We start from the raw sequence: 25,797 nt of genomic DNA on the forward strand, positions 1-25,797 counted from the left end.
GTCCGGGGCTACCACCGCGACCACTCTTCCCTCACAGGCGAGATACAGCGGATCGTAACCGAGCATTTCGCATACCGAGGCCACTGCCTCGCGCACCGGAATCGCATTTTCATCCATATATATGCCGAAGCCCGTGGCGCGGCGGATTTCATGCGCGATCATCGCCAGTCCCCCGCGGGTAGGGTCGCGCATGAAGCGCAGGCCGGAGAAGGGCAACAGCGCCTGGGTCAGGGGCAGCACGCTCGCGCAATCGGACTGCAGGTCGCCGCGCATGCCGAATTCTTCGCGCGCCAGCATCACGGCGACGCCGTGATCGCCCACCGGACCGCTGACGAGAATGGCGTCACCGTCGCATATCCGGTCCATCCCGAGACGTAATTTTTTGTCACGCACGCCCACGCCGGTGGTAGCGAGATAGAGCCCGCCGCCCTCGCCGCGTGGCACCACCTTGGTGTCACCGGCCGCGATGCGCACACCAGCCGCCTCCGCGGCGCGCCCGAGGCTCGCGATGACACGCTCGAGCTGCGCCACCTCCAGGCCTTCCTCGATGAAGACGTTGAGGCTGAAATAAAGCGGCGTCGCACCCGCCACGGCCAGGTCATTCACCGTCCCGTGCACCGCCAGCGAACCGATGTCGCCGCCGGGAAACTCTAGCGGTTGCACGGTGAACCCGTCGGTGGTGAACATGATTTCACCCTCCGGCGTCGGCAGTGGGACGGCATCGGCCTGGACGTCCAGAAGCGTATTAGCCAGATGCGGCGCGAACACCCGCTCGATCAGTTCGCGCATCAGGCGTCCACCATTGCCGTGGGCGAGCGTGATGTATTTGGCATCGAGCGTTTCCGGTTTAGCATTCATGTCGGCTTCATCCTGAACTCGATAACCTGGCCGAAGCTGATACCGGCGTCGTTGCAAGGGATATCATGCGTCAGCCGCACGTCGAATCCGCTGACGCGCAGGAGCGTCAGCGCATGTTCTGTCAGCACGCGGTTCTGGAATACGCCGCCGCTCAGCCCCACGGTCAGTTCACCATGCTCCTCGCGTGCCGCGTTCGCCTGCGCCACGATGGCCCGGGCCAGGCTGGCGTGGAATCCGCCGGCGCGTTCGGCGAGAGAATGTTTTTCATTCATCAGGAACGGCAGCAACGGGGCCCAGTCGGTTTCGCGGATTCCCTGACGGTTGAGCGTCATCGGCAGCGGAATGGCTTCGACCTTTGCGTCTGTGCACGCCGCTTCGAGCATCATCGGGCCCTGGCCCTCGTAGCTGGAACGGTGATTCAATCCCGTCAACGCCGCGGCCGCGTCGAATAATCGCCCGGCTGCGGTGGTTTGCGGACAGTTCAGCCGGCGCTGCCACGCGTGATGCGCCAGCATCGGGTCCTCGGGACACTGTTTCCATTCGATACCGGCCTCCCAGCACAGCGACAGCGCCGAGCGCCACGGTTCGCGCCCGGCTTTTTCGCCGCCGGGCACATGAAACGGCCGCAGGCTGCCGACGCGTTGCCAGGCGCCCGGCGAGCCCATCAGCGTTTCACCGCCCCATAGCGTTCCATCGCCGCCATAACCCACGCCATCCCAGGTAAACACCAACCAGTTTTTCACGTCCAGATGCTCACCGGCGAGCGCGGAGGCATGCGCATGATGATGCAGCACTGAATTCACCGGAACGCCGGCGCGTCGCGCCCAGCGCGAACTGACATACACGGGATGCGCGTCGCAGACAATGGACCGGGCGCGTACTCCGTAGAGCGCTTGCAGGTCGGCGATGACTTGCTCGAACACGGCCAGACTGCGTGGCGCGTCGAGGTCGCCGATGTGCGGCGAGATCACGGCGCGGTCGTCCCAGGCGAGCGCCACCGTATTTTTCATGTGCCCGCCGACGGCAAGCAGCGGCTGGTCCAGGCGGAAAGGCAGGGCGAATTCCAGCGGCGCGTTGCCGCGTCCGAGACGCAACGGACGGGCATAACCGGCGATGACGCGGAACACGGGATCGTCAGCAGGGCGCACGATCGGGCGGTCATGATGCAGAAATGCTTCGGCGACATGCGCGAGCCGTTCATTTACTTCATTATTTTGCGTCAATACCGGTTCGCCGCTGATATTGGCCGAGGTGGCGACCAGCGGTCCGCCGAAGTCCTCGAGCAGCAGATGATGCAGGGGACTGTACGGCAGCATCGCGCCGATTTCCTTGAGGCTCGGTGCCACCCGCGGCGACAGCGGCGCGTGCGTTTTTTTGCTCACGAGGACGATTGGTCGCATGGGGTCGCGCAACCAGCGCTCGTGTTCCGGTGTCAATTCCGCTACCGCGCGTATGGCGTCCAGTCCATCCTCGCCCTGCACCGGAAACATGACGGCGAGCGGCTTGTGTGGACGCGGCTTTTTCGCGCGCAGCCTCGCGATGGCGATATCGTTGTGCGCATCGCACATCAGATGATAGCCACCAACGCCTTTGACGGCGATGATCTTGCCCGCGCGCAGCGCCGTGATAGCTTCCGCCAGTGCCGTGGCGTTGCCCCTGATATCGGCGCCCGCCGGGGAGACAAAATACAGCACCGGTCCGCACACGGGACAGGCGAGTGGTTCCGCGTGAAACCGCCGGTCGAGCGGGTTTTCGTATTCCCGTTGGCATGCTGGACACATCGCGAATTCCGCCATCGTGGTGTTGGGACGGTCGTAGGGAAGTTTCCGGATGAGTGTGTAGCGCGGTCCGCACTGGGTGCAATTGATGAACGGGTAGCGGTTACGGCGATTGTCCGGGTCGTGCAGTTCGCGCAGGCAATCATCACAGGCGAAATAATCCGGCGGGACATGGATGTGTGCCGGGGTGTCTTCACGGCTGGGAAGAATCTCGAATGCATCGAGGACTTGGAGATCCACGGAAGCGCGTGATGAAACTTTTGGCCGCGCCAGCGGGGGTGCTTCCTCGACCAGTGCGCGTTGGAACTCCATCAAGGCCGCGGGAGTGCCTTGAACAAATAGCTCGACCGAGCCGGTTTCATTCCGCACCCAGCCGCGCAGGCCGAGCCGCTGCGCAATACGGTAAATGAAAGGGCGAAACCCCACCCCCTGCACGCGTCCGCTGACGGTCAGACGCTGTGCCTGTAGTGGAGTAAGAGGTTCAGGCATCTCCATGGGTTGGTTCGGCGTGGGCATCGGGATGCCGTTCAGTTGGGATAGTTGAAAAAAGTATCCGGACTCTGTCAGGTTCCCCGATAGAGATAGCGTGGCCCGGGAGAAGACGCGACAGGGGCATGCGTGGCTGTTTCCGCATGCCAGCGCGCGCCATCCGGCTGGATCGCCGGACGCAATTTCTGGCCTTGCTGGGCTCGGTGGCGTTGCGCGTCACGTTCCCGCCGCAACCAGTCGAACCAGGCCGTCAGACCGTCCTTTTTCTTTGCCGACAAGCGCAGTGCGGGCGCGGGATTGGCGAGGTTGCGCAGGCAGTTTTCCGCGCGCGCGGGATCGAAATCATCCAGCACCGGCAGCAGATCGGTCTTGGTAAGCAGCACCAGATCGGCGGCGCGGAACATTACCGGATACTTGGCCGGCTTGTCGTCGCCTTCGGTGACCGACAGCAGCGTGATGTTGCGATGCTGGCCGAGATCGAAGCTCGCCGGGCAAACCAGGTTACCGACATTTTCTATGAAGAGAATATCGACGTTCTCCAGATTCAAATGATGCAGCGCGTCGTGCACCATGTGCGCATCCAGATGACAGGCGGAGCCGGTGGTGATCTGGACGGCGGGCACGCCTTTGGCGCGAATACGCGCCGCGTCATTTTCGGTTTCGAGATCGCCCTCGATGACCGCGATACGGAATTCGTGCTTAAGCGCCTCGATCGTCGCTTCCAGCAGCAGCGTTTTCCCCGACCCCGGCGAAGACATCAGATTGAGCGCTAGCACTCCGTGGCGGTCGAAGTGTTCGCGGTTGTGCGCCGCTTCGTGGTCATTGGCGCTGAGCAGGCTCTTCAGAACCGTGATAGCATCCTGGCCTTGCGGGTTTTTTTGGCGCGCCAGATGTTCGTTGCCGGGAGTGATATTGCAGCCACAGGTGTCACACATGTTTCTTCTCCAGAAAATATTTCGTATGACTGATTTCCAATTTCAAATTAATGTAATGATTCTTCAATAGGAAATCAGAAATCACTTGTCCAGCTCCACGCTGGCCAGCAGCATTTCGTCGCCGCTGAGCAGGCGGGTCTGCCAATCACCGCAGGCGCCGCAGACCAGTTTGTTCGGTTCCGCGGCGGTTTCTGCGCCGCAGCTCTGGCAGCGCACGCGTATCGGCAGTTTTTCAATCACCAGTTGCGCGGCCTCCGCCACGCTGCCCGCGCTCGCCAGCGGAAAGGCCTGCCTCAGCAAATCTGCCTCCACGCCGGACAACGGACCGATCTGCAGTTTCACGGAGGTCACCGCCACGGCGCGATGCTCGCGAGCTATATCCTGCACTTGGCGTATCAGCGCCTGGCACACCGACAGTTCATGCATGAGTTATGCGTAACGCGCCGATTGATTCTTCGGCAGTTCAATCCTAACCCCAATAAACCAAGGCATCTTGACCTATATCAATAAACGCTAATGTACACCGCGTTACAAGATGGCATGGTTGGCTGGGTTGCTGGACGATACGCAATAACGCCATGGAATGTGTGGGTTACGCTGCCGGCAGTTATGAATATTATTATGATGCTCCCGACCGTGGCGCAGGCGCAAGACAATTCGAGGCGGATGCGGTCTAACATTTCGCGCACCTTGTTTCACTGCTGCCGGGCACTTGGCATGTTGCAGGACGCCGGAACAGGATCGTCAGTGACGTAACGACCAGTCCATCACAAAAGGAGTGTCGCGGCATGTCAATGGAACGCAAGACGCTGGTGCTGGGACTGGGAAATACCCTGCTGGGTGACGAGGGCGCGGGTGTCTATGCCGTGCGTGCCTTGCAGGAGCAGTATGCGGACCGCGCCGACGTCGAATTTCTCGACGGCGGCACGCTGAGCTTCACCCTCGCCGGACTGATCGAAGACGCGGACAGTCTGATCGTCATCGATGCCACGCAACTGAAGGCGTCGCCCGGCACGGTGCGCGTGTTCGAAGGCGAAGACATGGATCGTTTCCTCGGCAGCCATCGCAAAAACAGCGTGCATGAGGTCAGCCTCATGGACCTGATGGCGATCGCCCGCCTGGTGGAAGCGCTCCCCGCGCGCCGCGCGCTCATCGGCATTCAACCCGAATATCTCGACTGGGCGGATGCACCCACGGACGCGGTGGCACGTGCTATTCCCGTGGCCTGCGATCTTGCCATGGAATTGAATAAGAAGTGGCGGTCGACGGGAAGCGCTAATGTCGCCACCCCTGCGCCCCGGAGCAACCACGCATGAACAACCTCAAGGGAATTCCGATCGCGATTGCCGGAGTCGATGATGAGGAGATGCTCAGCGGCAATGCCGACCCTGTTCTGCATGAAGTCCAGTCGCTCCTGAACGACCTCGTGACGTCGGGAAAATCCGCCAGCATCGATCTGCGCAGCCTACCCTTGCTTCCCGGCGATTACGAGAAACTGAAAGAGGTCCTCGGCCAAGGCGAGGTGAGCGCCACCCTCGAGGCGCTCGGCGTCACGCACGTGCGTGAAACGGCGATCCACGGTGTGTGGTGGGTGACACATTACAACACCGATGAAACCATCATCGCCGAATTTATTGAAGTGACAGACATGCCCGAGATACTGCGGACACATCCGGCGGATGCGCGCGCGGGCCTCGATCTCCTGCAATCACGCCTGACTTCGGCGACAGAGGTCGATAAAGGAGGACACGGCGATGCCTGACGACAAAACTCTGGCCGAAACACTTGCGCAGCGTGGTGTCAGCCGCCGAACCTTCCTGAAGTTCTGCGCCTCCATGGCCACACTCATGGCCATGCCGCCGGCGATGGCCGCACAGATGGCGGAGAAGCTTGCCAAGGTGAAGCGACAATCGGTGATCTGGCTGTCGTTCCAGGAGTGCACCGGCTGCACCGAATCGATTACGCGCTCGCACTCGCCCACGCTCGAGAGTCTGATCTTCGATGCGATCTCGCTCGATTACCATCACACGCTGCAGGCAGCCTCGGGTACGGCCGCGGAGGCGGCGCGTGAGCACGCCATGAAAGATAACTACGGAAAGTACCTGTTGGTGGTCGATGGCTCGGTGTCGACGAAGGACGGTGGGGTGTACTCTACCATCGCCGGCGTGAGCAACCATGACATGCTGGTCGAGACCGCCAAGGGCGCGGCCGCGATCATCGCGGTCGGGACCTGTGCCGCCTACGGGGGCATCCCCAAGGCCAATCCCAATCCCACCGGGGCGGTGGCGGTATCCGACATCATCAAGGACAAACCCATCATTAATGTTCCGGGTTGCCCGCCGATCCCGGTGGTGATGACCGGCGTGATAGCGCATCTGCTCACCCTCGGCACCATCCCCGATCTCGATGAACTCGGGCGGCCCAAAGTTTTTTTCGGCGACACCATTCATGACCGCTGCTACCGCCGGCCGTTCTACGACCAGGGCAAGTTCGCCAAGAGTTTCGATGACGAGGGCGCGCGCAACGGTTGGTGCCTGTTCGAACTCGGTTGCAAGGGCCCGACCACCCACAACGCCTGTGCCACGACCAAGTGGAATGGCGGCGTGAGTTTCCCGATCGAATCCGGCCACGGCTGCCTGGGCTGTTCGGAACCGGATTTCTGGGATGCCGGCAGCTTCTACACGGCGCTATCGATGCCGGCCGACCCGGTTAAATACACCGCGGCTGCGGCGTTGGCCGGGGCGGCGGTCGGGGTGGCGGTGAGCTTTGCCAGCCGTGCCAAGAAGGCCGACGCCAAGGCCGCGCATCAGACTGCAACCGTGGCCGATCTGAGGAAGTGACATGAACGAACTGCAATTTCTCACGTGGGTACGCGGTCCGGGATTAAACATCGCCATCGGCATCTTTATCCTGGGCGTTCTGTGGCGGCTGATCGAGATCTACAGCCTCGGCCGCAAACCGGACCTCGCGGTACCTCGTCGGCGCCCCGGTGCTTCGGGATTTCACACGGTATGGCGACGCTCGCTGGCGCCACCCGGCATGTTGAAGCGTTCGCCCGTCAGTTATATCGGCGGCTATATATTCCATGTCGGCCTGGCGATCGTGGTATTCCTGTTCGCCCCGCACATCAAGCTTATCGAAAGCCTGCTGTGGCTGTCCTGGCCGGCTCTGCCATCACAGCTCATCGACGCGGTTTCAGTGGTGACGTTGGCGGCGATGGTGGTGGTGCTGGTGGATCGCATCAACAAGCCGGTGAAACGCTTCCTCTCGACGTTCGAGGACTATCTCACGTGGGGCCTGACGTTCCTGCCGGTCCTGACCGGTTATCTGGCGGTCAAGCATCTGCTGTTGTCGTATACCACGATGTTGGCCTTGCACATCCTGTCCGTGGAACTCATGCTGATCGCCATTCCGTTCACCAAGCTGTTCCACACCATTACGGTGTTTATGTCGCGCTGGTACAACGGCGATATTCATGGTCGCAAGGGTGTGGCGGTATGAGCAGCGCACGAGTGATCCAGCGAAGTGGGGATGCGAGCGCGAGCAGGGAGCAGGGGCCCCACGCAGCGGGGATGCGACCGTTGCGAGTCGCTCGCGGCCACCGGAAAGGAATCTGCTTACAACGGATACACCGCTGTAATCTGGAGCGTGGAGGTGCCGAGGCAATCCGGTGGCTACCGGCCGCGAATACCGCCGGACGCCGACGGCATGGCGTGTTGGTCAGTTTCAGCCTCACGGAGGCGGAGGTATGAGCGCTTCTCTGCAAAAAGGCGTCAGCGTTCTGCAGGAAGTCATTGACGCTCCGATTGCCAGTTTCTTCGAGAGCTGCGTGCATTGCGGTTTATGCGCGGAGTCCTGCCTGTTCTATACCGAGAGCGGCGATCCGAAATTCACGCCCATTTATAAGGTCGAGCCGTTGCGGCGCATTTACGAGCAGGAGTACACGCTGCTGGGCCGGCTGAAGAAGCTGTTCGGTCTGTCGAAACCCGTCACCGATGCGGAACTCGAAGAATGGCGGGTGCTCGTCTATGACAGCTGCACCCTGTGCGGGCGCTGCTCGATGGTTTGTCCGGTCGGCAATGATATCACCTACATGATTCGCAAGTTTCGCGAAGGCATGGCCGTCTCCGGCCATGCACCGCCGGGGCTGATCGACGCCACCACCCGTTCCATCGAGATTGGCAGCCCGATGGGTTTGCGCTTGCCGGCCGTGAAGGCGCAGATGAAGCATGTCGAGGAGGACACCGGCATCGAGATCCCGCTCGACAAGGAAGGCGCCGAGTACATGGTGTTGTTGTCGTCGATGGAGATCATCAATTTCCCGGAATACCTGAATGCGATTGCACGCATCTTCAGGCAGGCCGGCAAGACCTGGACGCTGTGTTCCGAGGCGTTCGAAGCCACCAACAGCGGCATCCAGATCGGCGTGTCGGATCTCGCCAGGGTTCTCGTTCAGCGCATCGTCAACGGCGCCGAGAAACTCAAGGTCAAGACCGTGATCAGCCCCGAATGCGGGCACGCCTATACGGCGCTGCGCTGGGAGGGGCCGAATCTCGTCGGTCGTCCGTACACGTTCAACGTGCAGCACATCCTCGAAGTACTGGACGAGTTGCGGACCCAGGGCCTGCTCAAGACCGAGGGCTTCGAGACGCAGCGGCTCACTTTCCACGATCCCTGTCAGATCGTGCGTCGCGGCGGAGTGATCGAGCCGCAGCGCCATCTGCTCGACATGATCGCCAGCCACTACGTGGAGATGAGCGACCCGGGCAAGATGAACTGGTGCTGCGGTGGCGGTGGCGGGGTGAGCGCGATCGACGAAGCCATGCCGCTGCAATTGCAGGCGTTCAAGCGCAAGAAGGCGCAGCTCGACGAACTCGACGTGCAGACCCTGGTCACGGCCTGTGCCAATTGCCGCATCGTGATCGAAGAGAGTCTGGAGCACTACCAGATGAAGCTGCCAGTGATCGGCCTCACCGAAATGATTGCCGCGCATCTCGCCGGTTCCGGCGCCGGTACCGAAAGCCGACCGGCAAAGGAGCCACAGCCATGACGATCCGAAGCGACGCTGATTTCAAGGCCGCGCTCAACAAGTTGCCGACACCTGATCAGCGGCGGGTGGCGGCACGCTTCGTCGAGAGCGTGGTCGCCCTGTGCCATGATCCGCGCGTGGCGGCCGCGATCAATGCCGCCAGGCGGCTGGACATCAGCGATGCCGAGCTGACCGCCGCCTTCCATGCCGTCAAGACAGCCTGCGTCGACAGCTATACCCAGTGCGGTCACGAAGCCGACTGGCGGGCGCAGGCCGGGCACTTCGTGGCCAAGGCCGCCGAAACCTGCGTCATGCCGGACGGCCGGGCGCGCGACATCGGCTGGAATGCGGCGATGCAGGCGCGCATGGCCCGTACCTGCGAGGCCATCTCCACCGGCCGGGGCACGGAGAATCGGGAGGCCGAGCAGCAGTTCCGGATATTGGAAGAATTCATGAAACGCTGAGATCGAATCGATGAGACCCCGGGAACATAAAACGTGAGCACACAAACCGTCGTCGTCGACCCCATCACCCGCATCGAGGGTCATTTGCGCATCGAGGCCCAGACCGATGCCAACGGCGTCATTACCCGGGCCTCGAGCGCCGGCACCATGGTGCGCGGCATCGAGATCATTTTGCGCGGGCGTGACCCGCGCGATGCCTGGGCGTTCGCCCAGCGCATCTGCGGCGTGTGCACGCTGGTGCACGGCATCGCCTCGGTGCGCGCGGTGGAAGACGCGCTGAAAATCGAAATTCCGCCGAATGCCCAGTTGATCCGCAACCTCATGATCGGCGCGCAGTACGTGCACGATCACGTGATGCATTTCTATCACCTGCACGCGCTCGACTGGGTTGACGTGGTGTCGGCGCTCAAGGCCGACCCGAAGCAGACCTCGGCGCTGGCGCAGTCCATCAGCAATTATCCGAAGTCCTCGCCCGGCTATTTCGCCGACATGCAGAAGAAGGTCAGGAATTTCGTCGAGGCCGGACAGCTCGGCATCTTCGCCAACGGCTACTGGGGTCACCCGGCGTACAAGCTTCCGCCCGAGGCCAATCTCATGGCGGTGGCGCACTATCTGGAAGCGCTGGCCTGGCAGCGCGACGTGGCGCAGTTGCACACGATTTTTGGCGGCAAGAACCCGCATCCCAATTTCCTGGTGGGCGGCGTGCCGAGCGCGATCAGCGTGCACCCGCAGCATCAGGGAAAGGGCAAGGGCCCGCATTACCGCGGCGGCGCCGGCGCAACCGCGGTCAACGTGGTCGGTCTGCAAAAGGTGAAATCCATCATCGACTCCATGCGCAGCTTCGTGGATCAGGTGTACCTGCCCGACACGCTCGCGATCGCCGGCTTCTACAAGGACTGGGGCACGCAGGGTGAAGGCGTGGGCAACTTCATGACCTATGGCGATTTCCCGGGCCAGGGCACCAATGACGTGAACAGTTTCCTGGTGCCGCGTGGAGCGATTCTCAATCGCGACCTGTCGAAAATCCACGAAGTCGATCTCAATGCCGAAGATCAGATTCAGGAATATGTCTCGCACTCGTGGTATGACTACAGCGGGGGCAAGGACAAGGGGCTGCATCCCTACGCTGGCGAGACCACGTTGAACTACACCGGCCCCAAGCCGCCGTACGATCGCCTCGATACCGACAAGAGTTATTCATGGATGAAATCCCCGCGCTGGAAGGGCAAGGCCATGGAGGTTGGTCCGCTGGCGCGGGTGCTGATGCTCTACGCCAAGGGCCATGCGCAGACGCAGGAACTCGTGAACATGGCGCTCAAGAAGCTCGACATTCCGGCGCAGGCGCTTTACTCCACGCTGGGACGCACCGCGGCGCGCACGCTCGAAACCAAGATCTTCGGCGACGCCATGCTCGGCTGGTACAACCAGCTCATGGCCAACATCAAGGCCGGCGACGTCAAGACCTTCAACGAGAAACTGTGGGAGCCTTCCAGTTGGCCGAAGCTTGCGAAAGGTGTTGGCTACATGGAGGCGCCGCGTGGCGCGTTGGCGCACTGGATCGTGATCAAGGACGGCAAGATCGATAATTACCAGGCGGTGGTGCCGAGCACCTGGAACGCCGGCCCGCGTGACGCGGCCGGGCAGGAAGGGCCGTATGAAGCGGCGCTCAAGGGGCACAGGCTGCACGACCCCCGGCAGCCGATCGAGATTTTGCGCACGATCCACAGCTTCGATCCCTGTATTGCCTGTGCGGTGCATGTCACCGATCCGCAGGGCGCTGAGTTGATCAAGGTGAAAGTCAGCTGAATTAATTTCTTTAATGAACGCGCGGGTCTTCCAGTGAACCTGGCAAAAAAACGGGCGGCCTCAGCCGCCCGTTCCACCCTGTTCGGGGCCGGATTATTTCTTACTTTGCATCAATGATGGTATAGCTGCCGTCTCCGGCAAATTTTACTTTGCCACTGAAAAAGTAGGCTTTCAGCTCGGGCTTGAGCAACTGGACGATGTCGTAAGCCTCGCCGCTGCGGGCGCCGGTGCTGCAGAAAAAAACGATTGGTTTATCCGCCGGCAATGTGTCGACTTTCTTGCTCAGCGAGTCAGCCGGGATATTGATCGCATTCTTGAAGCTACCCGCGGCAAATTCGGCGGGATCGCGCACGTCAACTAACACGATGCTGTCAGGCGCTTCCTTCAGGATCTTTTCGAACGAAGCGGCCGTGATCGTTCCCTTTTCCTTTCCTTGGACAATTTCCGGTCCCTTTCCTGCCGGGGCCGCTGCTGTTGACGCCGCACCGCTCGCTGTTGCCCCGGTGCCGTAGGCTTGTTCCCATCCCACGTAGCCTGCCGGCATGGTCATGACGTTGGTGTAGCCGAGCGCGACCGCTTTCGCCGCTGATTTCGGGCTCAGCACGCAGGTCAAGTCCTCGCAGTAAAAAATCACCGACGCCGTCTTGTCGGTGGGGAGCATACCGGTAAGCTTGTCGAACTCGCTGTCAGGAATACTGATGGCGCCGGGAATATGACCTTTGTCGTACTTGCGTGCCGTGGGTCGCGAATCCACCAGTGTCATCGGTGCCTTGGCGTCGAGTTGCTTCTTGACGAAGGCCGGGCTGACGGCACCCATGTTGCCCTTCTTGGCCCATTCCGGATAACCTTCCGTGTACACCACGATATTGGTGTAACCGAGTTTCTCGGCCTTGAAGGCGCCTTTGTGGCTGAGAACGCAATCCGGTCCTTCGCAGTAGAAAATCAGCAACTTCGACTTGTCCTGCGGTAGCAGCTTGGGTGCCAGTTCGTCGAACTGGGTGTCCGGGATGTTGACGGCGCCGGGAATGTGCCCGATGTCGTATTTGCGGGCCGCCGGGCGCGAGTCGATGATCATGACGTCGTCGCGCACGGGTATCACGGCGTATTTTTTGACGAAATCGATATCAACCAGTTTGGTGTAGTAGTTTGCTTTCGCCGGTGCCGCGGCCACTTGTTCCGCTGCCTCGGTGGTGGAATAAGTCAGCGGCGCGGCCGCGACGGCCGCGAACAGAATTACGGACAGAATCCTGTGTTCGGATTTCATGACGCCTCCTGAGAGTGGGATTGTGTCAGAGCACTGTGAATTTTTCGGTGGATTCGTTGTAGCGCACAAACAAGTACCAGACGAGCAAAATGCCGAAACTCAGCAGGAAGGTCCACGACCAGCCGCCGAGCATATTGGGCAGATAGGCCTGGTATCCGACCTTGGTAACCTCGACCATATCCAGGTTCATCTCCTTGGTCAGCAGGTCCCAGTGTTTCACCACGCCGCTGAAGGTAGACCCCGTCCAGGAAAAGAAAAATACCGCCACCCACAGCTTGATATGGCCTTCGCCCATGCGCCACATGGATCCCGAGGCGCAGCCGCCCGCGAGCACCATGCCCATTCCGAAAATCACTCCGCCGACAAGTGAGCCGAGCCAAAAGGTGGGCGGTATCGCCAGGAAAGGATCGACGGTCTTGTACTGCAACAGCAAGGAACTGATCGGAATGCCAAGCGCCAGCGCCCAGATCATGGCCTTGGTCATGGTGCCTTCGCCGGTCATGAACGGCTCGCGGAACACGCGCGCGAAACAGAAGCGCGAGCGGTGCAGGATGAAGCCCTGGGCGAAGCCGGTAAGTATGACAATGCCGCGCACCGCCAGCTTCTCGTCGGCCGAGCCGTACCAGGACGTGGCCCACCAAACTATGGCCGCTATTACCGCAAACCCGATCCAGGGGTAAAGCCGCTTCATGGCCGGCGATACCACGGCGGTGGGTGGTGGCTTGGTGCCCCAGGTGATATTTTCCGCGATCCACAAAACGATTTTCAGCCCGAGGAAGGCGCCCGCCAGCAGGCCGGCCCACATGACCCAGCCGGCGGGAGAGGAAAACATCAGTGGCGTGAAAAAACCGCCCGTGGTGCAGCCACCAGCGAGCGCCGCACCGATTCCCATGAGAATGCCGCCGAAGGCAGCGGTGGCATATTCGATCTTGGGCGGTCGGCGCACCGCGAACTGCCGTGAGAGCAGGGCGGCACTGAACGCGCCGATGATCAGCGTGATGTCCATCAATGAAATGCGATGCATCAAGGGGTTGTCCAGCGATTCACTGATGCCGAGGACCGGACCCAGCCCGATGAAAGAATTGAACCAGTCGCCCCATAGTTTAAGCCCGCCGTAAACACCCCAGAACAGGCCGCTGAGCAACAGCACGGCCGTTACGATCACCAAGAGTGCCGCGCCCAAGTAGGGGGACCATTCCTCGACGAAGATCGTCGCATAGTCTTCGCGCAGGCCGGTCAACCAGCGTGGCGTTACGGCGCCGGAGGCAGTTGGGTTACTGCTCGCTACCGAGGAATGGTTCATCGTGCTTTCCTCCTGTCGTCAGTTTCGTCAACCTGCTTCAGGTCCTGGTGATTTCGACGAAGGTTTCATGCATCGCCAGATTGTTACAAATTTCATCCGCGTGGATTTCCATCAGCGCCAAGCCATTCTCGCCGGTGTCGGCGGGAATGGCCCTTACCATAAATCAAGCATCAAAGCGTTTGACCGCCGTTGTTAGCTGCAACTCGCCGGGCTGTCGCCATCCTTGGCGCCTTTGATGACAAAGGCCTTGATGTCATTCAGCAGGTCCTCGTCAGGCACGTCGGCAAATTTCTCGGCGGCCTTGTTGGTGGCCTTGATCTTGGCGCGGTATTCCTTGCTGATGTAGGACTTGAGCGAGTCCTTGCCCTTGGCATGCTTGTCAGCCTGGATATAGGCAGCCCACTCCGCCTTGGTCTTGGAGGTCGGTGCGATTGCCTTGCCTCCGTTGGCCGGTTCTTTATGGCAGGCGGTGCAGACCATCTGGTAATAAACCCGGCCGCGCTTCCAGTCGCCATCGGCGGCGCTGGCGGCGAACGGGGCTCCGAGCACGCAGAGCAAGACGGCGGAAACGAGAGGCTTGTGCAACTTCATGGCGCGACTCCTTAAAATAATTAACAAATGATGGAACCCGCGTGCCGCGAATCGCTCCGACGGTTGGCGACGGCGGGTAATTTCAATTTACTGGCGCAATGCATGCGACTTTTCAATGTGTTTCTTCCCAACCGGTGATCATCGCCTTGAAATGGGACAGCGGGGTGTGCCCGGTAGTCGACAGGTACACATGAGCGATGATGAAGATCAGCATCAAGAAGGCGGCGCCGGTGTGTATCAGCGCCACCCATTGCAGCGACAAGCCGCTCAACCCCAGACCGCCCCAAGAACCGTAGTAAAGATAAAGCAGCCCGCTGATCCAGATCAGGGGGTTGATCAGCAGTTTCACTCCCAGGTAGGCCAGGCGCTGCAGCGGATTGTGCTTGCTCAGCGTGGTCTGGCGGAACGGGTGCGGTGTATTGGTGAAAATGCCGGTGAGGTAGTACTTGAGCATTGCATCCACCTTGTCCATGGTGGGGATGTACTGCTTCCATTCCCCGGTGGTGAAGTGCCAGAAAATGGCGAACACCCACAAGGTGATCAGCGACCAGGCGGCGATAGTGTGCAGGCTGACCGCCTTGCCGAAGCCGAACAGCTTGTAGGCGCCGTGGATCTCGAAGCCGGTGATCAACATGAAGATGATCAGCGCGGCCTGAGTCCAGTGCCAGAAACGCTCGAAGCGTTTGAAGATGTAAATTTTTTCGGCTGTCATGATGTTATCCCTTCTTGTTACTGTTGATGATGCGCAGGCCGCCATGGATCAGCACGCCGAGCAGAGCCAGCAGGGCGATGGTCCAGCCTGCCATGTCGAGCAGTTTGCTGGCGTCGCGTCCCGGCATGTAAACGCCCTTGATTTCCTTCAGCCGCCCGTTCGCGCTGTGGCACTGCTGGCAGGAGAGAGCCTCTGCCTTGGGCGCGACCATGTGAGCGATGGGCCAGTACATGACGGTTTTGGCGAATGCAATCTTGCCGGAGAATGGTGCGTGGGCGGTGGCCATGCCCGTGGTGATGGCCTTTTCCCAGTTGAAGTTCTTCCAGTAGCCGGTGTCGTCCGAGCCGGTCGTGTGCGGCACGACCAGCGTCTGGTTGACCGGATCATACGGCTGCGAGCCGCGGAATACCTTGACCGGCCAGATCATCGATTTGCCGTCGTCCGGGCTGCCTGCGAAGCTGTTGATATGGATGACGCCATCGATCATTTCAATCTTGTCGGTCAGCAGGGTGTACTTTACCGTGCCGTTGAACCAGGTGTACCCGGGTGAGACATTCTCGCTTAGAACGAAATCGCCCTTCCTCGAGTCGTAGATGACATGGCCTTTCTCGTCTTTCGTCACGAATGGCTTGCCTTCCGGCGTCAGCTTGCCAGCGGTCGACCAGTCCCATGACATCTTGGTGGGTACGCCGCCGCGGGCGAAGCTCGGAGTGTGACAAGTCTCACAGGCGATTATTCTGGCATGGTCGTTAAGTTTGTCGCCGTGGTTGTTCAGCTTGGCTGCTTTTACCGGGTGCGGTCTGTCGCCGTGGCAGGCCTGGCAGGTGGTGGGGTTTCTGGCGTCCGCTTTGCCACGCATGCGCGGACCGCTCTTATCCATCGCGGTGGGTGCATAGCGGCTGCCGGGAACCTGATGGCCGGTGGTCATGTGGCAGGTGGCGCAGGTGAAATCGTTTCCCACCGCATCCATGTGTACATCGAGTTCCTTACCCGGGGAGGATAGCGAACTGTCCAAGTCGCCGTGCTTGACGCCGTCGCCGCCGCCGCCGAAGAAATGGCAGGCGCCGCAGGTGTCGCGACTGGTTTTGCCGACGTGCTGCGCCACATTCTTCAAGTCAACGGGCTGGATGAACTTGCCGGAACCAGGCGGGTTTTCTATGGGCTTGTAAGCCGGGTGTCCGGCCATGCCGGGTGCTTTCACGTAGGCGCCGGTGGTGTCGTGACACACCAGGCAATCCACGTTTTCCTGCTTGGTGAAGTCGAAGGTGTCATCCTTCCAGCCGTAACCTATGTGGCAGGCATTACAGAATGCCTCGTTGGACATTTCCGAGATGCAGAAGTTGTTGATGAGGTGTTTCTTGCCGAGTAACTGACCGTTCGCCGGGTTGCGGTACTCCCAAGTCCAGTGCGTGGTCTTCTGAATTTGCTTGGCAGCCTCGGTGTGGCATTTCAAACAGGCCTTGGTGACATCGGGGCCGGTCTTGAAAGTCTGCTGCAATTCCTTGAATTTGCTATGGTCGGCGGTGCTGGTGTTGGTCGCTGCTGCTGCCGCGCCGCTGCTGACGAGGACGCCAAAAGAAACGAGCCAACCGACAATTACTGCTGTGGCGTGCCAGTGGGTGTGATGCGTTTTCATGAAGTGTCCCTTGTGCTTGCTGTTAAGACGGAAACTTTGTCTGAACGTTAAAACCGGGCGCATATTCCTTAACAAACGACCAGCACTATCCTTAAATACATGTAAGCATAGTATTAAATACTAATATTCTTTCTTAACTTTGACGTGCGTCAATCTATAAAAATTAGACCGCTCAGTACCATCCCGAGAGCGATTATTGCTATGTTCTAGCCATGTAAAATCAGCAAGTTAGATGAAAATTTTAAAGCCTACATTCTGACCAATCTTTGATCCCCGTCAAGTAACTCGGCGGCGATGTTATTTAACAGTACGCTTCCCGTTAGTCCAGAAAGACCCAGAGAAAAGATCAGGCATCTCCTTACAGATGGCATCGACTAAGACACGACACGCAGAGATCATCCGCGCGTTTCCAGCCATCGGTACACCTCCTGTTCTCTTGCAATCGAGACACGCAACCCAGCCTCGATCACCGGCGCCGAGGATTTGGCGACAACCGATCGGCAGTTTTCTCAAGTTCGAACGGGAATTCGAAAAGCGTTTCGTCAATCGGGGCAAGGACGGGGCCGTGCGAACATGAGAACCCACGCTATCGCCGGGAAGTGGCTGTCGCTGTTAACTCCAGCGAGTAGGATGCACGCCGGCGAGGCCGATATCGCCAAAAAGCATCATTAGGAATCGTGTGACGGAGGCGGCGAGATTTGAGCACGGCCGCTCATGCGGTCGCTGTTCCGCTTCGCTAGAAACTCCAGGGCTTGCCATCCCTGGCAAGCCCGCTCGGCGGGCAAAGGGTCCATCGGACCCTTTGCTTATGCCGCCTCTCCCCTGCGCTTGCGGCATTTGTGCATCCTGCACATCAGAGTCCGGAACGTGGAAAGCGAAATCGACGCTGGAATATTCGGTTTTCGATTTGTTCCGCCGCCCGGTATTATTTTTTGATGGCGTATTGTAAATTGAGCGCTAGGAAAATTTAATCTCGAAACGAGAGGAGAGTGAGTCATGATACGCAAGCATGCTGCTTTGTCGGCCCTGGTCACGTTAATTGTTTTTGGCGCTGGATGCACCAGAGAGGTCAGCTTCAAGCAGGATGTGTTTCCGATACTCAGTGAAAACTGCCTGTCCTGTCATAAACCCGGAACCGAGGGGTATATCAAGAGCGGACTCAGCATGGAGAACTATGACACCGTGATGAAGGGAACCAAATTTGGCCCCGTCATCGTTGCCGGCTCTCATGTCAGCAGCACATTAATTTTACTGTTGGAACGCAAAGCGGATACGAGCATCAACATGCCCAAGGATCACCCGCCTCTGGCCGACAACAAGATCGAGGTAATCCGCAAGTGGATAGACCAGGGAGCCAAGAATAACTGAATCGGCAGGGAGAGCATGATTGAAACGTCGCTGCGCCTGGGCCGCCAACGGCGGCCCGCTTGACCGGGAGTATCATGACCTAGAGTGGGGCGTGCCGGTCCACAGTGACCGCAAGCTGTTTGAATTCCTGATTCTCGAAGGCGCGCAGGCGGGCCTGAGCTGGTCAACGATTCTCAAGAAGCGCGGGAATTACCGCCAGGTCTATGACAACTTCGATGCGCGTAGAATCGCGCGTTATAGCACCGCCAAGGTACGACGACTCCTGAAAGACCCGGGAATCGTCCGGAATCGCCTCAAAATTCACGCGTCCATTCTCAATGCCAAGGCGTTTCTGGAGATCCAAAAGGAATTCGGCCGCTTTGACAGGTATATCTGGCAATTCACCGGCGGCAAGCCGGTCCAGAACCGGCGCCGGAATCTGCGACAGGTTCCGGCGCGCACCAGGGAGTCAGACGCCATGAGCAAGGATTTAAAGCAGCGCGGATTCAAATTCGTCGGTTCGACAATTTGTTACGCCTTCATGCAGGCGGTGGGAATGGTTAATGACCATACGCTGAATTGTTTCCGGCATCGTCAGCTGGCCGGGAAACGCAAATGAAAAAATCGTTTATTTCGTGCGCACTCGGCATGTTTTTACTGTTGGTGTCGCCCATGTACGCCACGGCAATGGATACACGGCAGAAGATCGAGATGCCGCCGATGATGCAGGAGCATATGCTCAATAACATGCGCGACCATTTGCGCGCACTGCAGGAAATTCAGGCAGCATTGGCCAAGTCCGATTTCGACAAAGCCGCGGATATCGCCGAGCAGCGCCTCGGCATGAGCTCGCTCGAGAAGCACGGCGCCGCGCACATGGCACCTTACATGCCGAAGACGATGCAGGACATCGGCACGCAAATGCATCGCGCTGCCAGCCGTTTCTCACGCACGGCACAGGAAGCCGCGGTCAAGGCCGATATGGCGCCCGTGCTGGAAGATTTTTCGACTTTGCTGCGGCAGTGCGTTGCCTGCCATGATTCTTACCGTCTCCGATAGTGCCATCCTTGCCGGTTCAGTACCTGGCGTCATGAGAATTCTTCGCGGTAAACAGACCATTCTTATAATCACGTGGTGGGCGTTCTGCCTGCCGCTGTTGGTCTCCTGCTCGCCGGCCGGAGATTCGCCCGAAACGCAGATCCGGACGCTCCTCAAGCAAGGCGAAACGGCAGCAGAAAATAAGGAGGCGGGCGCGCTGCGGAAAATGATTTCGGAAAAATATTCCGACAGCCAGGGTCAGGACAAGCGGGCCATCGAAGCCATTCTCCGGTATTATTTTTTGCGTAACGAGACGATCCATCTTTTCGTGCGTATTCAGTCAATCGCATTTCCTCAGCCGGCGCAGGCGCAAGCGATCGTGCTGGTCGCGATGGCCGGGCAACCGATTTCTGGCGCCCAGGAACTCGAGCGCCTGCATGCCGACCTCCATCGTTTCGAGATTACCTTGGCGAGTGAAAACAAGGAGTGGAAAGTCGTTCGCGCCGAGTGGCGGCGCGTGGAGCCCGGCGATTTCTTGTGAGGCAAACCGGTAAAGTATGATGTAATGGGCTAATCGCATGGACCGACGGGGGCGAGAATGGAGGCAGGATTTCTTCCGCGCACCAGGTTCCAGAAGCTTCTGGATAAGCTGCATCAGGCTGGCTATCGTTGTATCGGCCCGCAGGTTCGCGATGGCGCCATCGTTTACGACACGCTGTCCCGCGCCGAGGATTTCCCCCGGGGCATGCGTGACCAGCAGTCACCGGGCACATACCGACTCGAACGCACCGACAGTCCGCGGTTTTTCAACTGGGCCAACGGCCCGCAGGCGTTAAAGCCGTTCGTGTTCGCCCCGCGCGAACCATTGTGGCGCTCGGAACGTTCGGCCGATACCGCTATCCGCTTTTCAGAAATAAATCCCGCGCCAGAGCCGCTTGCCATTCTCGGCGTGCGTGCCTGCGACCTTGCCGCCTTGTGGCTTCAGGACCGGCATTTTCTGGAGGGTCCTTTCCCCGATCCCGGTTATGCCGCGCGGCGCAAGAATCTTTTTCTGGTGGCGGTTCATTGCACACATCCCGCCGACACCTGTTTCTGCGCATCCACTGGCGACGGGCCGCGCGCCACGCAGGGCTTCGATCTGGCCTTGTATGAGTCGGATGAAGGTTACCTGGTGCAGACCGGCAGCGACAAAGGACAAGCGCTGGCCGCGCTATTGGCGCTTGTGCCGGTAACAGCCGCGCAGCAACAGAACGCCGACCGGGAGGTCGAGGATGCGGCCCGGCGGCAGACGCGGCGCTTGCCTGCACGCAATCTGCGCGACGATCTTTTTGAAAATCTTGCGCATCCGCGCTGGGAAGAAGTGGCCGGACGTTGTCTCTCCTGTGGCAATTGCACTGCGGTATGCCCGACCTGTTTTTGCCACAGCGCGGCGGACGAGACCGCGCTTGATGGCCATGTCAGCCTGCACCTGCGTCAATGGGATTCATGTTTCACCCAGGGACACAGTTACATTCACGGCATGACGATCCGTGCCGATACTCGAATGCGCTACCGCCAGTGGCTGACGCACAAGCTCGGGAGCTGGCATGACCAATACGGCCGCAGCGGTTGCGTGGGCTGCGGGCGCTGCATTGCGTGGTGTCCCGTGGGCATCGACATTACCGAGGAAGCTGCGGCCGTTTGTGGAGGAGTCGCGCATGGTTAATCCGCATCTGCCGGTGGAGGCGGAAGTGGTCGAGCGCATCCAGGAGTCGCCGACAATCTTCACGTTGCGGTTACGCTTCACCGATCCCGTGAAGCACGCCGCGTTTCACTTCGCGCCAGGCCAGTTCAACATGCTCTATTTATATGGCGTGGGCGAAATACCGATCTCCATCGTCTCGGATCCGGATGACGAGCGCATGTTCGATCACGCCATCCGTGTGGTCGGAAGGGTGACGCGGGGGATGACGCAGCTAAAGGCCGGTGACCGGCTTGGCGTGCGCGGGCCTTACGGACGCGGTTGGCCGCTCAAACAGGCGGAGGGCAGGGATATCATGGTGATCACCGGCGGTCTGGGTTGTGCGCCCGTGGTGTCGGTGATCAACTACGTGATCCGCCGACGCGACAAATTCCGCCGCCTGGTCATCATGCAGGGCGTGAAGCATTCGGACGATCTCATCTGGCGCAGCCAGTACTCGCAGTGGAGCAAGCTGCGTGACACGCAGGTTCTCGTTGCGGCCGATGTCGGGGTGGCTCTGTGGCCGTGGCACGTGGGCCGTGTCACGGAGTTGTTTGACCAGGTGAAGATCGATCCTTCGCACGCGATGATCATGATGTGCGGTCCCCAGGGCATGATGCAGGTGGCCGTGGATAACCTGCACGAGCACGGCGTGCACGAAGATAATATTTATCTGAGCATGGAGCGCAGCATGAATTGCGCGGTAGGGCTTTGTGGGCACTGCCAGTATGGCGGCAAGTTTGTCTGCAAGGACGGGCCCGTATTCAGCTATTCCGAGGCCAAGCCACTTTTCGGGACGCGGGGGTTCTGATGGCGGATAAACCGAAAGTCGCGGTACACAAGTTCGCCTCCTGCGACGGCTGCCAGCTCGCATTTCTGAACCTGGGCGAGGGGCTGCTGACGCTGGCGCAGCTGGTCGAAATTGTTCATTTCGCCGAGGCGGGGCCGGTGGATCCGGACGCGGTGGTGGATATTGCCTTCATCGAGGGCAGCATATCAACGCAGGAGGATGCCGAGCGAATTCTCCGTATTCGCGCGCACAGCCGTTACCTGGTCACGGTCGGTGCCTGTGCCACGGCGGGCGGTCTGCAGGCGCTGCGCAATTTTGCCGACGGCAAGGAATGGCTCGCCGCGATTTACGCCAAACCGGAATACGTGCAAAGCCTGTCGACCTCCACGCCTATTGCCCAGCATGTGAAAGTCGATCTTGAACTTTGGGGATGCCCCGTGACCGGCCGTCAGGTGCTCGCCGTCGTGCGTGCGCTGTTGTTCGGTGTGCCGCCGTGGCAAGAAAAGGACAAGGTCTGTCTCGAGTGCAAACGCCGGCAGACCGTGTGCGTGATGGTGGCGAAAGGAATTCCGTGCATGGGACCGGTGACACGCACCGGCTGCGGGGCGCTGTGCCCGGGTTTCGGGCGTGACTGTTATGCCTGTTACGGTCCGGCCGAGAATCCGAACGCAGAATCGCTCGCGCGGCGTTTTGAAGGATTGGGGCTTTTGCCCGAGGCGGTGGCGCGGCGCTTTCTTTTCATCAACGCAGCCGCGCCCGCCTTTGCTGAGGCCGGTCTTAAGCGGCGCGGAGCCGCCGATGACTGAAAAGCGCCAGATCCCGATCCAGGTGCCGGTGCTCGCGCGCGTCGAGGGCGAGGGCGCGCTGGAACTGCAAGTACGTAACGGGACGATCGAGGACCTGCAGCTACGCATCTTCGAACCGCCGCGGATGTTCGAGAAACTGCTGGAGGGGCGCGATTATTCCGAAGTTCCGGACATGGTGGCGCGCATCTGCGGCATCTGCCCCGTGGCCTACCAGATGAGCGCGGTGCATGCCATCGAAAAGTTGTTCGGTGTGGAGCCCGGTCCCTGGGTGCGTGACATGCGCCGCGTGTTCTATTGTGGCGAGTGGATACAAAGCCACACCCTGCACATTCACATGCTGGCGGCGCCGGATTTTCTGGGCTATGCGAGCCTCACCGAGATGGCGCGCCATCATGCGGATGAAGTGCGACGTGGTTTTCGACTACAGGCCCTCGGTAACGAAATCATCCGGCTGCTGGGTGCGCGTTCGGTCCATCCCGTGGGCGCACGCATCGGTGGATTTCACCATGCTCCGGCGCGCGCCCAGGCAGATGCCTTGCGGGAAAAGTTGCAGGCGGCGTTGCCGGAAGCCGAGGCGCTGGTGCGTTGGACCGCGGCACTCAAGCTGCCAACCGAGGAACAGGAATTCACCGTCGTGTCACTGCGCCATCCGCGGGAGTACCCGATGAACGAAGGCCGTATCGTCTCCACTCGCGGGCTGGATATCTCCGCGGATCAATTCGAGTCGCGGTTTGTCGAGCATCAGGAATCACATTCCACGGCGCTGCATTGTCTGCACGATGGCAAACCCTACCTCGTCGGACCACTCGCGCGCATGAATCTCAATATTGATCGTCTTCCGCCGCCGGTGCGAAACCTCGTGGACAGTCTTGGCATCAAATTCCCCAGCCACAACATGTATCACAGCATCGTGGCACGCGCGATCGAGATCGTGGTTGCGATGCGCGAGGCGATACGTCTGCTGGAGGAATACGCAGAACCATCGATACCTTATATCAGCGTTACACCGCGCGCCGGCACCGGTTTTGGCTGCACCGAGGCGCCGCGCGGACTTCTCTGGCATCGTTACGATATCGACGCCTCCGGTGTCGTGCGCGGCGCGCGCATTGTTCCACCCACCAGCCAGAATCAGGCACGCATCGAGGAAGATTTGCGACAGTCGCTGCAGGCCCTGGGTGTCCGGCAGGGCGAAGCAGCACTGCGCCGGCGCGGAGAAATGGTGATCCGCAATTACGATCCGTGCATCTCCTGCGCCACCCATTTCCTTGATCTGCGTGTGCACGAGCTGACGCGCGCCTGATCGGGCCACCTCGTCGGCGTCGGTTCTCCTCTTGGCGACGACCGTCTTGGATGGTGGCGGCGGAAGCGCTGCAGCGTTCTTCTGTTGTGAAAGCGGTCGAGTCAGGACAGATTGTCATCTCGATTCTGGAACGCCCCGGTACCATGCTGCTGGCGCATTGGCACGATGCGGGCATTGTGATCGTCATCGATGCAGTCTGTTCCGGCGCCTTGCCAGGAACATGTTTTCGCTTCGATGCGGGTAAGTGGGCAGTCTCGGGTCTGCCGGCATCGTCGCATGGTTTTGGCGTTGCGGCTGCACTCGAGCTTGCCCACGCCCTTGGAGATCTTCCATCACGGCATTTGGTTCGCGGTGTTGAGATCGAACCCTCCTGTTCCGGATTCGGATTGAGTCGCGCCGTTGCCCGCGTGTTACCGGCCTTTGTGCGGGAAATCGAAGCCGAGACGCCTCAACTCGCAAAAACCGGCCTGCCCGGCATGTCACGAGCGTCTTAAAACCTCTCATTTTGGCGAGCTTTTCCTCCTATAGTGGGCTGTTTCAGCATCTTGCGTTGAGGCTGTGACATCCCCATCTCTTTTAAGAAATTCCTTATATTACAAGTAGATAAGAAGAGGTAGACCTTCCTTGCGGTACTGTCCTGGATCACTCTCTTGCCTTTGGCATGGATGATGCAGCTTAGGAAGTTAGCAATGGCAAGTAATTTTAAGTCGCGCCAATCGAAGTTATCTCGAGGTGAATCTTGCGAGAAGTCCAGTTCAAATCATTCGGAATCATAGAACCGCTGTCGACAAGCCAAAGACCAGCATTGCCTTCCAACGGGACAGGGCGATGGGCGGTATGGATATCGGCGGTTCTATTCGTGGTGCTGGCCGGCTGCGCCACCCGTCAGCCGAATCCGGCGCCAGCGATATCAGCGCCAGCGATATCAGCGCCGGGCATTGCCGTTCTATTAAGCGATCGTTCGCCGGCTATTGTCGGCGTTCAGCGCGAGATCGTGAAAAGATATCCGCAGCGGATTGAAACATACGTGCTGGGCGAAAATGAAAGTCTCCATCGCGATGTACAGAAAACAATTCAATCATCTGACCAACCCGTGGTCGTGGCCATCGGACTACCCGCCGCACGTGTGGCGCGCAGCCTCACTGGCAAGAAGGTGATTTTCTGTCAGGTTTTCACCTACGAAGACGAGGAACTGGTCACGGCATGGATGAAAGGCGTATCGGCCATCGCTCCCGTGCGCGAGCAATTCCGTACCTGGAAGAAGCTGTCTCCCAATCTGAATACCGTTGGTGTCATTACCGGAAAAGGTATGAGCGGCCTCATGGCAGAAGCCCAGGCAGCCGCCAAAGAGAACCGTATAAAGCTTATCCATGTCGAAGTCAGATCGGACAAGGAATACCTTTATACGTACAAACGGCTCACGCAACAGATACAGGGGCTGTGGATGGTACCGGACCATCGCGTACTCAGCCTCAATGTCATCCGCGACATCATGGCTCACAGTGTCAAGGAGGGGAAAGACGTTGCGGTATTCACCCAGGAGTTACTAAGTTTGGGCGGGTTGATCAGCGCTGAAACCAGTGTTGCAGACATCGCCGAACATGTGCTGACCCGAGTCAGAGAGTCGGAGCAAAGCATCGATGTGACGGGCGCTCCGGTTGTTCCTCTCACCAAGGGAGTCATCAAGATCAACAAGGTGATGGCGCAGCGTTTGAATTTAAGGATTGCTAAATCGCTTCAGAGAATGGCATATGCTCCTTAAGTTAAAATCGCTTCTGAATTCCTGGGCTAACCGACCGTCAGGCGCAACCATATGGCAACGCCTTTTTCCGGGAATCGGTGAACGCTCCCTCGTCGGCCGGCTGGTCGGACTGCTGCTCCTGGGTTCGGTAGCGGTTTATCTGATCGTTAACATTGGCCTGTGGTGGACG

At 59.5% G+C, this 25,797-nt stretch carries 27 protein-coding genes; 17 read left to right on the top strand and 10 right to left on the bottom strand.

The window, feature by feature from the left end:
• From hypE to hypA, 4 genes are all read right to left on the bottom strand, one after another.
• A partial coding sequence (gene hypE / locus WB402_RS12515) for a hydrogenase expression/formation protein HypE (protein WP_424208350.1) occupies positions 1-858 on the bottom strand: 858 nt, incomplete at its 3' end.
• Positions 855-3,131 (bottom strand): carbamoyltransferase HypF, encoded by a 2,277-nt coding sequence (hypF, locus tag WB402_RS12520; protein ID WP_424208352.1) that lies wholly within the window; start codon positions 3,129-3,131, stop codon positions 855-857. The genes hypE and hypF, both read right to left, overlap by 4 nt.
• A 68-nt stretch (positions 3,132-3,199) precedes the next feature.
• Positions 3,200-4,060, bottom strand: coding sequence for a hydrogenase nickel incorporation protein HypB (gene hypB, locus WB402_RS12525; protein ID WP_424208354.1), 861 nt, complete (start codon positions 4,058-4,060; stop codon positions 3,200-3,202).
• A gap of 81 nt (positions 4,061-4,141) precedes the next feature.
• Entirely contained in the window at positions 4,142-4,486 is a 345-nt protein-coding gene (gene hypA / locus WB402_RS12530; RefSeq protein ID WP_424208356.1) for a hydrogenase maturation nickel metallochaperone HypA, read from the bottom strand.
• A gap of 362 nt (positions 4,487-4,848) precedes the next feature.
• Between hypA and WB402_RS12535 the strand changes: the two genes are divergently transcribed.
• The 7 genes from WB402_RS12535 to WB402_RS12565 all read left to right on the top strand — a co-directional run bounded on the left by WB402_RS12535 (position 4,849) and on the right by WB402_RS12565 (position 11,359).
• Entirely contained in the window at positions 4,849-5,376 is a 528-nt protein-coding gene (locus WB402_RS12535) for a HyaD/HybD family hydrogenase maturation endopeptidase (RefSeq protein ID WP_424208358.1), read from the top strand.
• Positions 5,373-5,822, top strand: coding sequence for a hydrogenase expression/formation C-terminal domain-containing protein (locus WB402_RS12540; RefSeq protein WP_424208360.1), 450 nt, complete (start codon positions 5,373-5,375; stop codon positions 5,820-5,822). The genes WB402_RS12535 and WB402_RS12540 overlap by 4 nt, the downstream gene beginning before the upstream one ends.
• On the top strand, positions 5,815-6,900 hold the full coding sequence (locus tag WB402_RS12545) for a hydrogenase small subunit (RefSeq protein WP_424208362.1): 1,086 nt from the start codon (positions 5,815-5,817) through the stop codon (positions 6,898-6,900). Before WB402_RS12540 ends, WB402_RS12545 begins: the two co-directional genes overlap by 8 nt.
• Before the next feature lies 1 nt (position 6,901).
• The gene (locus tag WB402_RS12550) at positions 6,902-7,561 is read left to right on the top strand and encodes a hypothetical protein (RefSeq protein ID WP_424208364.1); all 660 of its coding nucleotides are present in this window, start codon (positions 6,902-6,904) and stop codon (positions 7,559-7,561) included.
• Positions 7,562-7,808: 247 nt separating this feature from the next.
• On the top strand, positions 7,809-9,110 hold the full coding sequence (locus WB402_RS12555; protein ID WP_424208365.1) for a (Fe-S)-binding protein: 1,302 nt from the start codon (positions 7,809-7,811) through the stop codon (positions 9,108-9,110).
• The gene (locus tag WB402_RS12560; protein WP_424208367.1) at positions 9,107-9,553 is read left to right on the top strand and encodes a hypothetical protein; all 447 of its coding nucleotides are present in this window, start codon (positions 9,107-9,109) and stop codon (positions 9,551-9,553) included. Before WB402_RS12555 ends, WB402_RS12560 begins: the two co-directional genes overlap by 4 nt.
• A 33-nt stretch (positions 9,554-9,586) precedes the next feature.
• Positions 9,587-11,359 (top strand): nickel-dependent hydrogenase large subunit, encoded by a 1,773-nt coding sequence (locus WB402_RS12565; RefSeq protein WP_424208369.1) that lies wholly within the window; start codon positions 9,587-9,589, stop codon positions 11,357-11,359.
• Positions 11,360-11,459: 100 nt separating this feature from the next.
• On the opposite strand, the gene WB402_RS12570 is transcribed toward WB402_RS12565, so the two are convergent.
• From WB402_RS12570 to WB402_RS12595, 6 genes are all read right to left on the bottom strand, one after another.
• The gene (locus WB402_RS12570; RefSeq protein ID WP_424208372.1) at positions 11,460-12,623 is read right to left on the bottom strand and encodes a rhodanese-like domain-containing protein; all 1,164 of its coding nucleotides are present in this window, start codon (positions 12,621-12,623) and stop codon (positions 11,460-11,462) included.
• Positions 12,624-12,648: 25 nt separating this feature from the next.
• Positions 12,649-13,926: a YeeE/YedE thiosulfate transporter family protein gene (locus WB402_RS12575; protein WP_424208374.1), complete on the bottom strand. Its 1,278-nt coding sequence runs from the start codon at positions 13,924-13,926 to the stop codon at positions 12,649-12,651.
• Between the two features lie 37 nt (positions 13,927-13,963).
• Positions 13,964-14,086 (bottom strand): hypothetical protein, encoded by a 123-nt coding sequence (locus tag WB402_RS12580; protein ID WP_424208375.1) that lies wholly within the window; start codon positions 14,084-14,086, stop codon positions 13,964-13,966.
• 32 nt (positions 14,087-14,118) lie between these two features.
• Complete coding sequence (locus WB402_RS12585) at positions 14,119-14,517, bottom strand: c-type cytochrome (protein ID WP_424208377.1); 399 nt, start codon at positions 14,515-14,517, stop codon at positions 14,119-14,121.
• A 112-nt stretch (positions 14,518-14,629) separates the two neighbouring features.
• Positions 14,630-15,229 (bottom strand): cytochrome b/b6 domain-containing protein, encoded by a 600-nt coding sequence (locus WB402_RS12590; protein ID WP_424208379.1) that lies wholly within the window; start codon positions 15,227-15,229, stop codon positions 14,630-14,632.
• A 4-nt stretch (positions 15,230-15,233) separates the two neighbouring features.
• Positions 15,234-16,865, bottom strand: a complete 1,632-nt coding sequence (locus WB402_RS12595; protein ID WP_424208381.1) for a tetrathionate reductase family octaheme c-type cytochrome — start codon at positions 16,863-16,865, stop codon at positions 15,234-15,236.
• 996 nt (positions 16,866-17,861) lie between these two features.
• Here WB402_RS12595 and WB402_RS12600 point away from each other — a divergent pair.
• The 10 genes from WB402_RS12600 (at position 17,862) to WB402_RS12645 (ending at position 25,628) form a co-directional block, all read left to right on the top strand.
• Positions 17,862-18,233 (top strand): c-type cytochrome domain-containing protein, encoded by a 372-nt coding sequence (locus WB402_RS12600; protein ID WP_424208383.1) that lies wholly within the window; start codon positions 17,862-17,864, stop codon positions 18,231-18,233.
• A gap of 19 nt (positions 18,234-18,252) precedes the next feature.
• Positions 18,253-18,831, top strand: a complete 579-nt coding sequence (locus WB402_RS12605; protein ID WP_424208385.1) for a DNA-3-methyladenine glycosylase I — start codon at positions 18,253-18,255, stop codon at positions 18,829-18,831.
• On the top strand, positions 18,828-19,271 hold the full coding sequence (locus tag WB402_RS12610; protein WP_424208386.1) for a hypothetical protein: 444 nt from the start codon (positions 18,828-18,830) through the stop codon (positions 19,269-19,271). The genes WB402_RS12605 and WB402_RS12610 overlap by 4 nt, the downstream gene beginning before the upstream one ends.
• Before the next feature lie 31 nt (positions 19,272-19,302).
• Positions 19,303-19,791: a hypothetical protein gene (locus tag WB402_RS12615; protein ID WP_424208388.1), complete on the top strand. Its 489-nt coding sequence runs from the start codon at positions 19,303-19,305 to the stop codon at positions 19,789-19,791.
• A gap of 57 nt (positions 19,792-19,848) precedes the next feature.
• Positions 19,849-20,955: a 4Fe-4S dicluster domain-containing protein gene (locus WB402_RS12620; protein ID WP_424208390.1), complete on the top strand. Its 1,107-nt coding sequence runs from the start codon at positions 19,849-19,851 to the stop codon at positions 20,953-20,955.
• Positions 20,948-21,781 carry an FAD/NAD(P)-binding protein gene (locus WB402_RS12625; RefSeq protein ID WP_424208392.1) on the top strand — a complete coding sequence of 278 codons (834 nt, stop codon included), beginning with the start codon at positions 20,948-20,950 and terminating at the stop codon, positions 21,779-21,781. Before WB402_RS12620 ends, WB402_RS12625 begins: the two co-directional genes overlap by 8 nt.
• Complete coding sequence (locus tag WB402_RS12630; RefSeq protein ID WP_424208394.1) at positions 21,781-22,566, top strand: sulfhydrogenase subunit delta; 786 nt, start codon at positions 21,781-21,783, stop codon at positions 22,564-22,566. Before WB402_RS12625 ends, WB402_RS12630 begins: the two co-directional genes overlap by 1 nt.
• Entirely contained in the window at positions 22,559-23,866 is a 1,308-nt protein-coding gene (locus WB402_RS12635) for a Ni/Fe hydrogenase subunit alpha (RefSeq protein ID WP_424208396.1), read from the top strand. Before WB402_RS12630 ends, WB402_RS12635 begins: the two co-directional genes overlap by 8 nt.
• 50 nt (positions 23,867-23,916) lie before the next feature.
• Positions 23,917-24,360: a hydrogenase maturation protease gene (locus tag WB402_RS12640; protein WP_424208398.1), complete on the top strand. Its 444-nt coding sequence runs from the start codon at positions 23,917-23,919 to the stop codon at positions 24,358-24,360.
• A gap of 365 nt (positions 24,361-24,725) precedes the next feature.
• Positions 24,726-25,628 (top strand): ABC transporter substrate-binding protein, encoded by a 903-nt coding sequence (locus tag WB402_RS12645; RefSeq protein WP_424208399.1) that lies wholly within the window; start codon positions 24,726-24,728, stop codon positions 25,626-25,628.
• Positions 25,629-25,797: the final 169 nt, after the last annotated feature.

The sequence above is a fragment of the Sulfuricaulis sp. genome (genome assembly GCF_049587675.1).
Lineage (GTDB): Bacteria > Pseudomonadota > Gammaproteobacteria > Acidiferrobacterales > Sulfurifustaceae > Sulfuricaulis.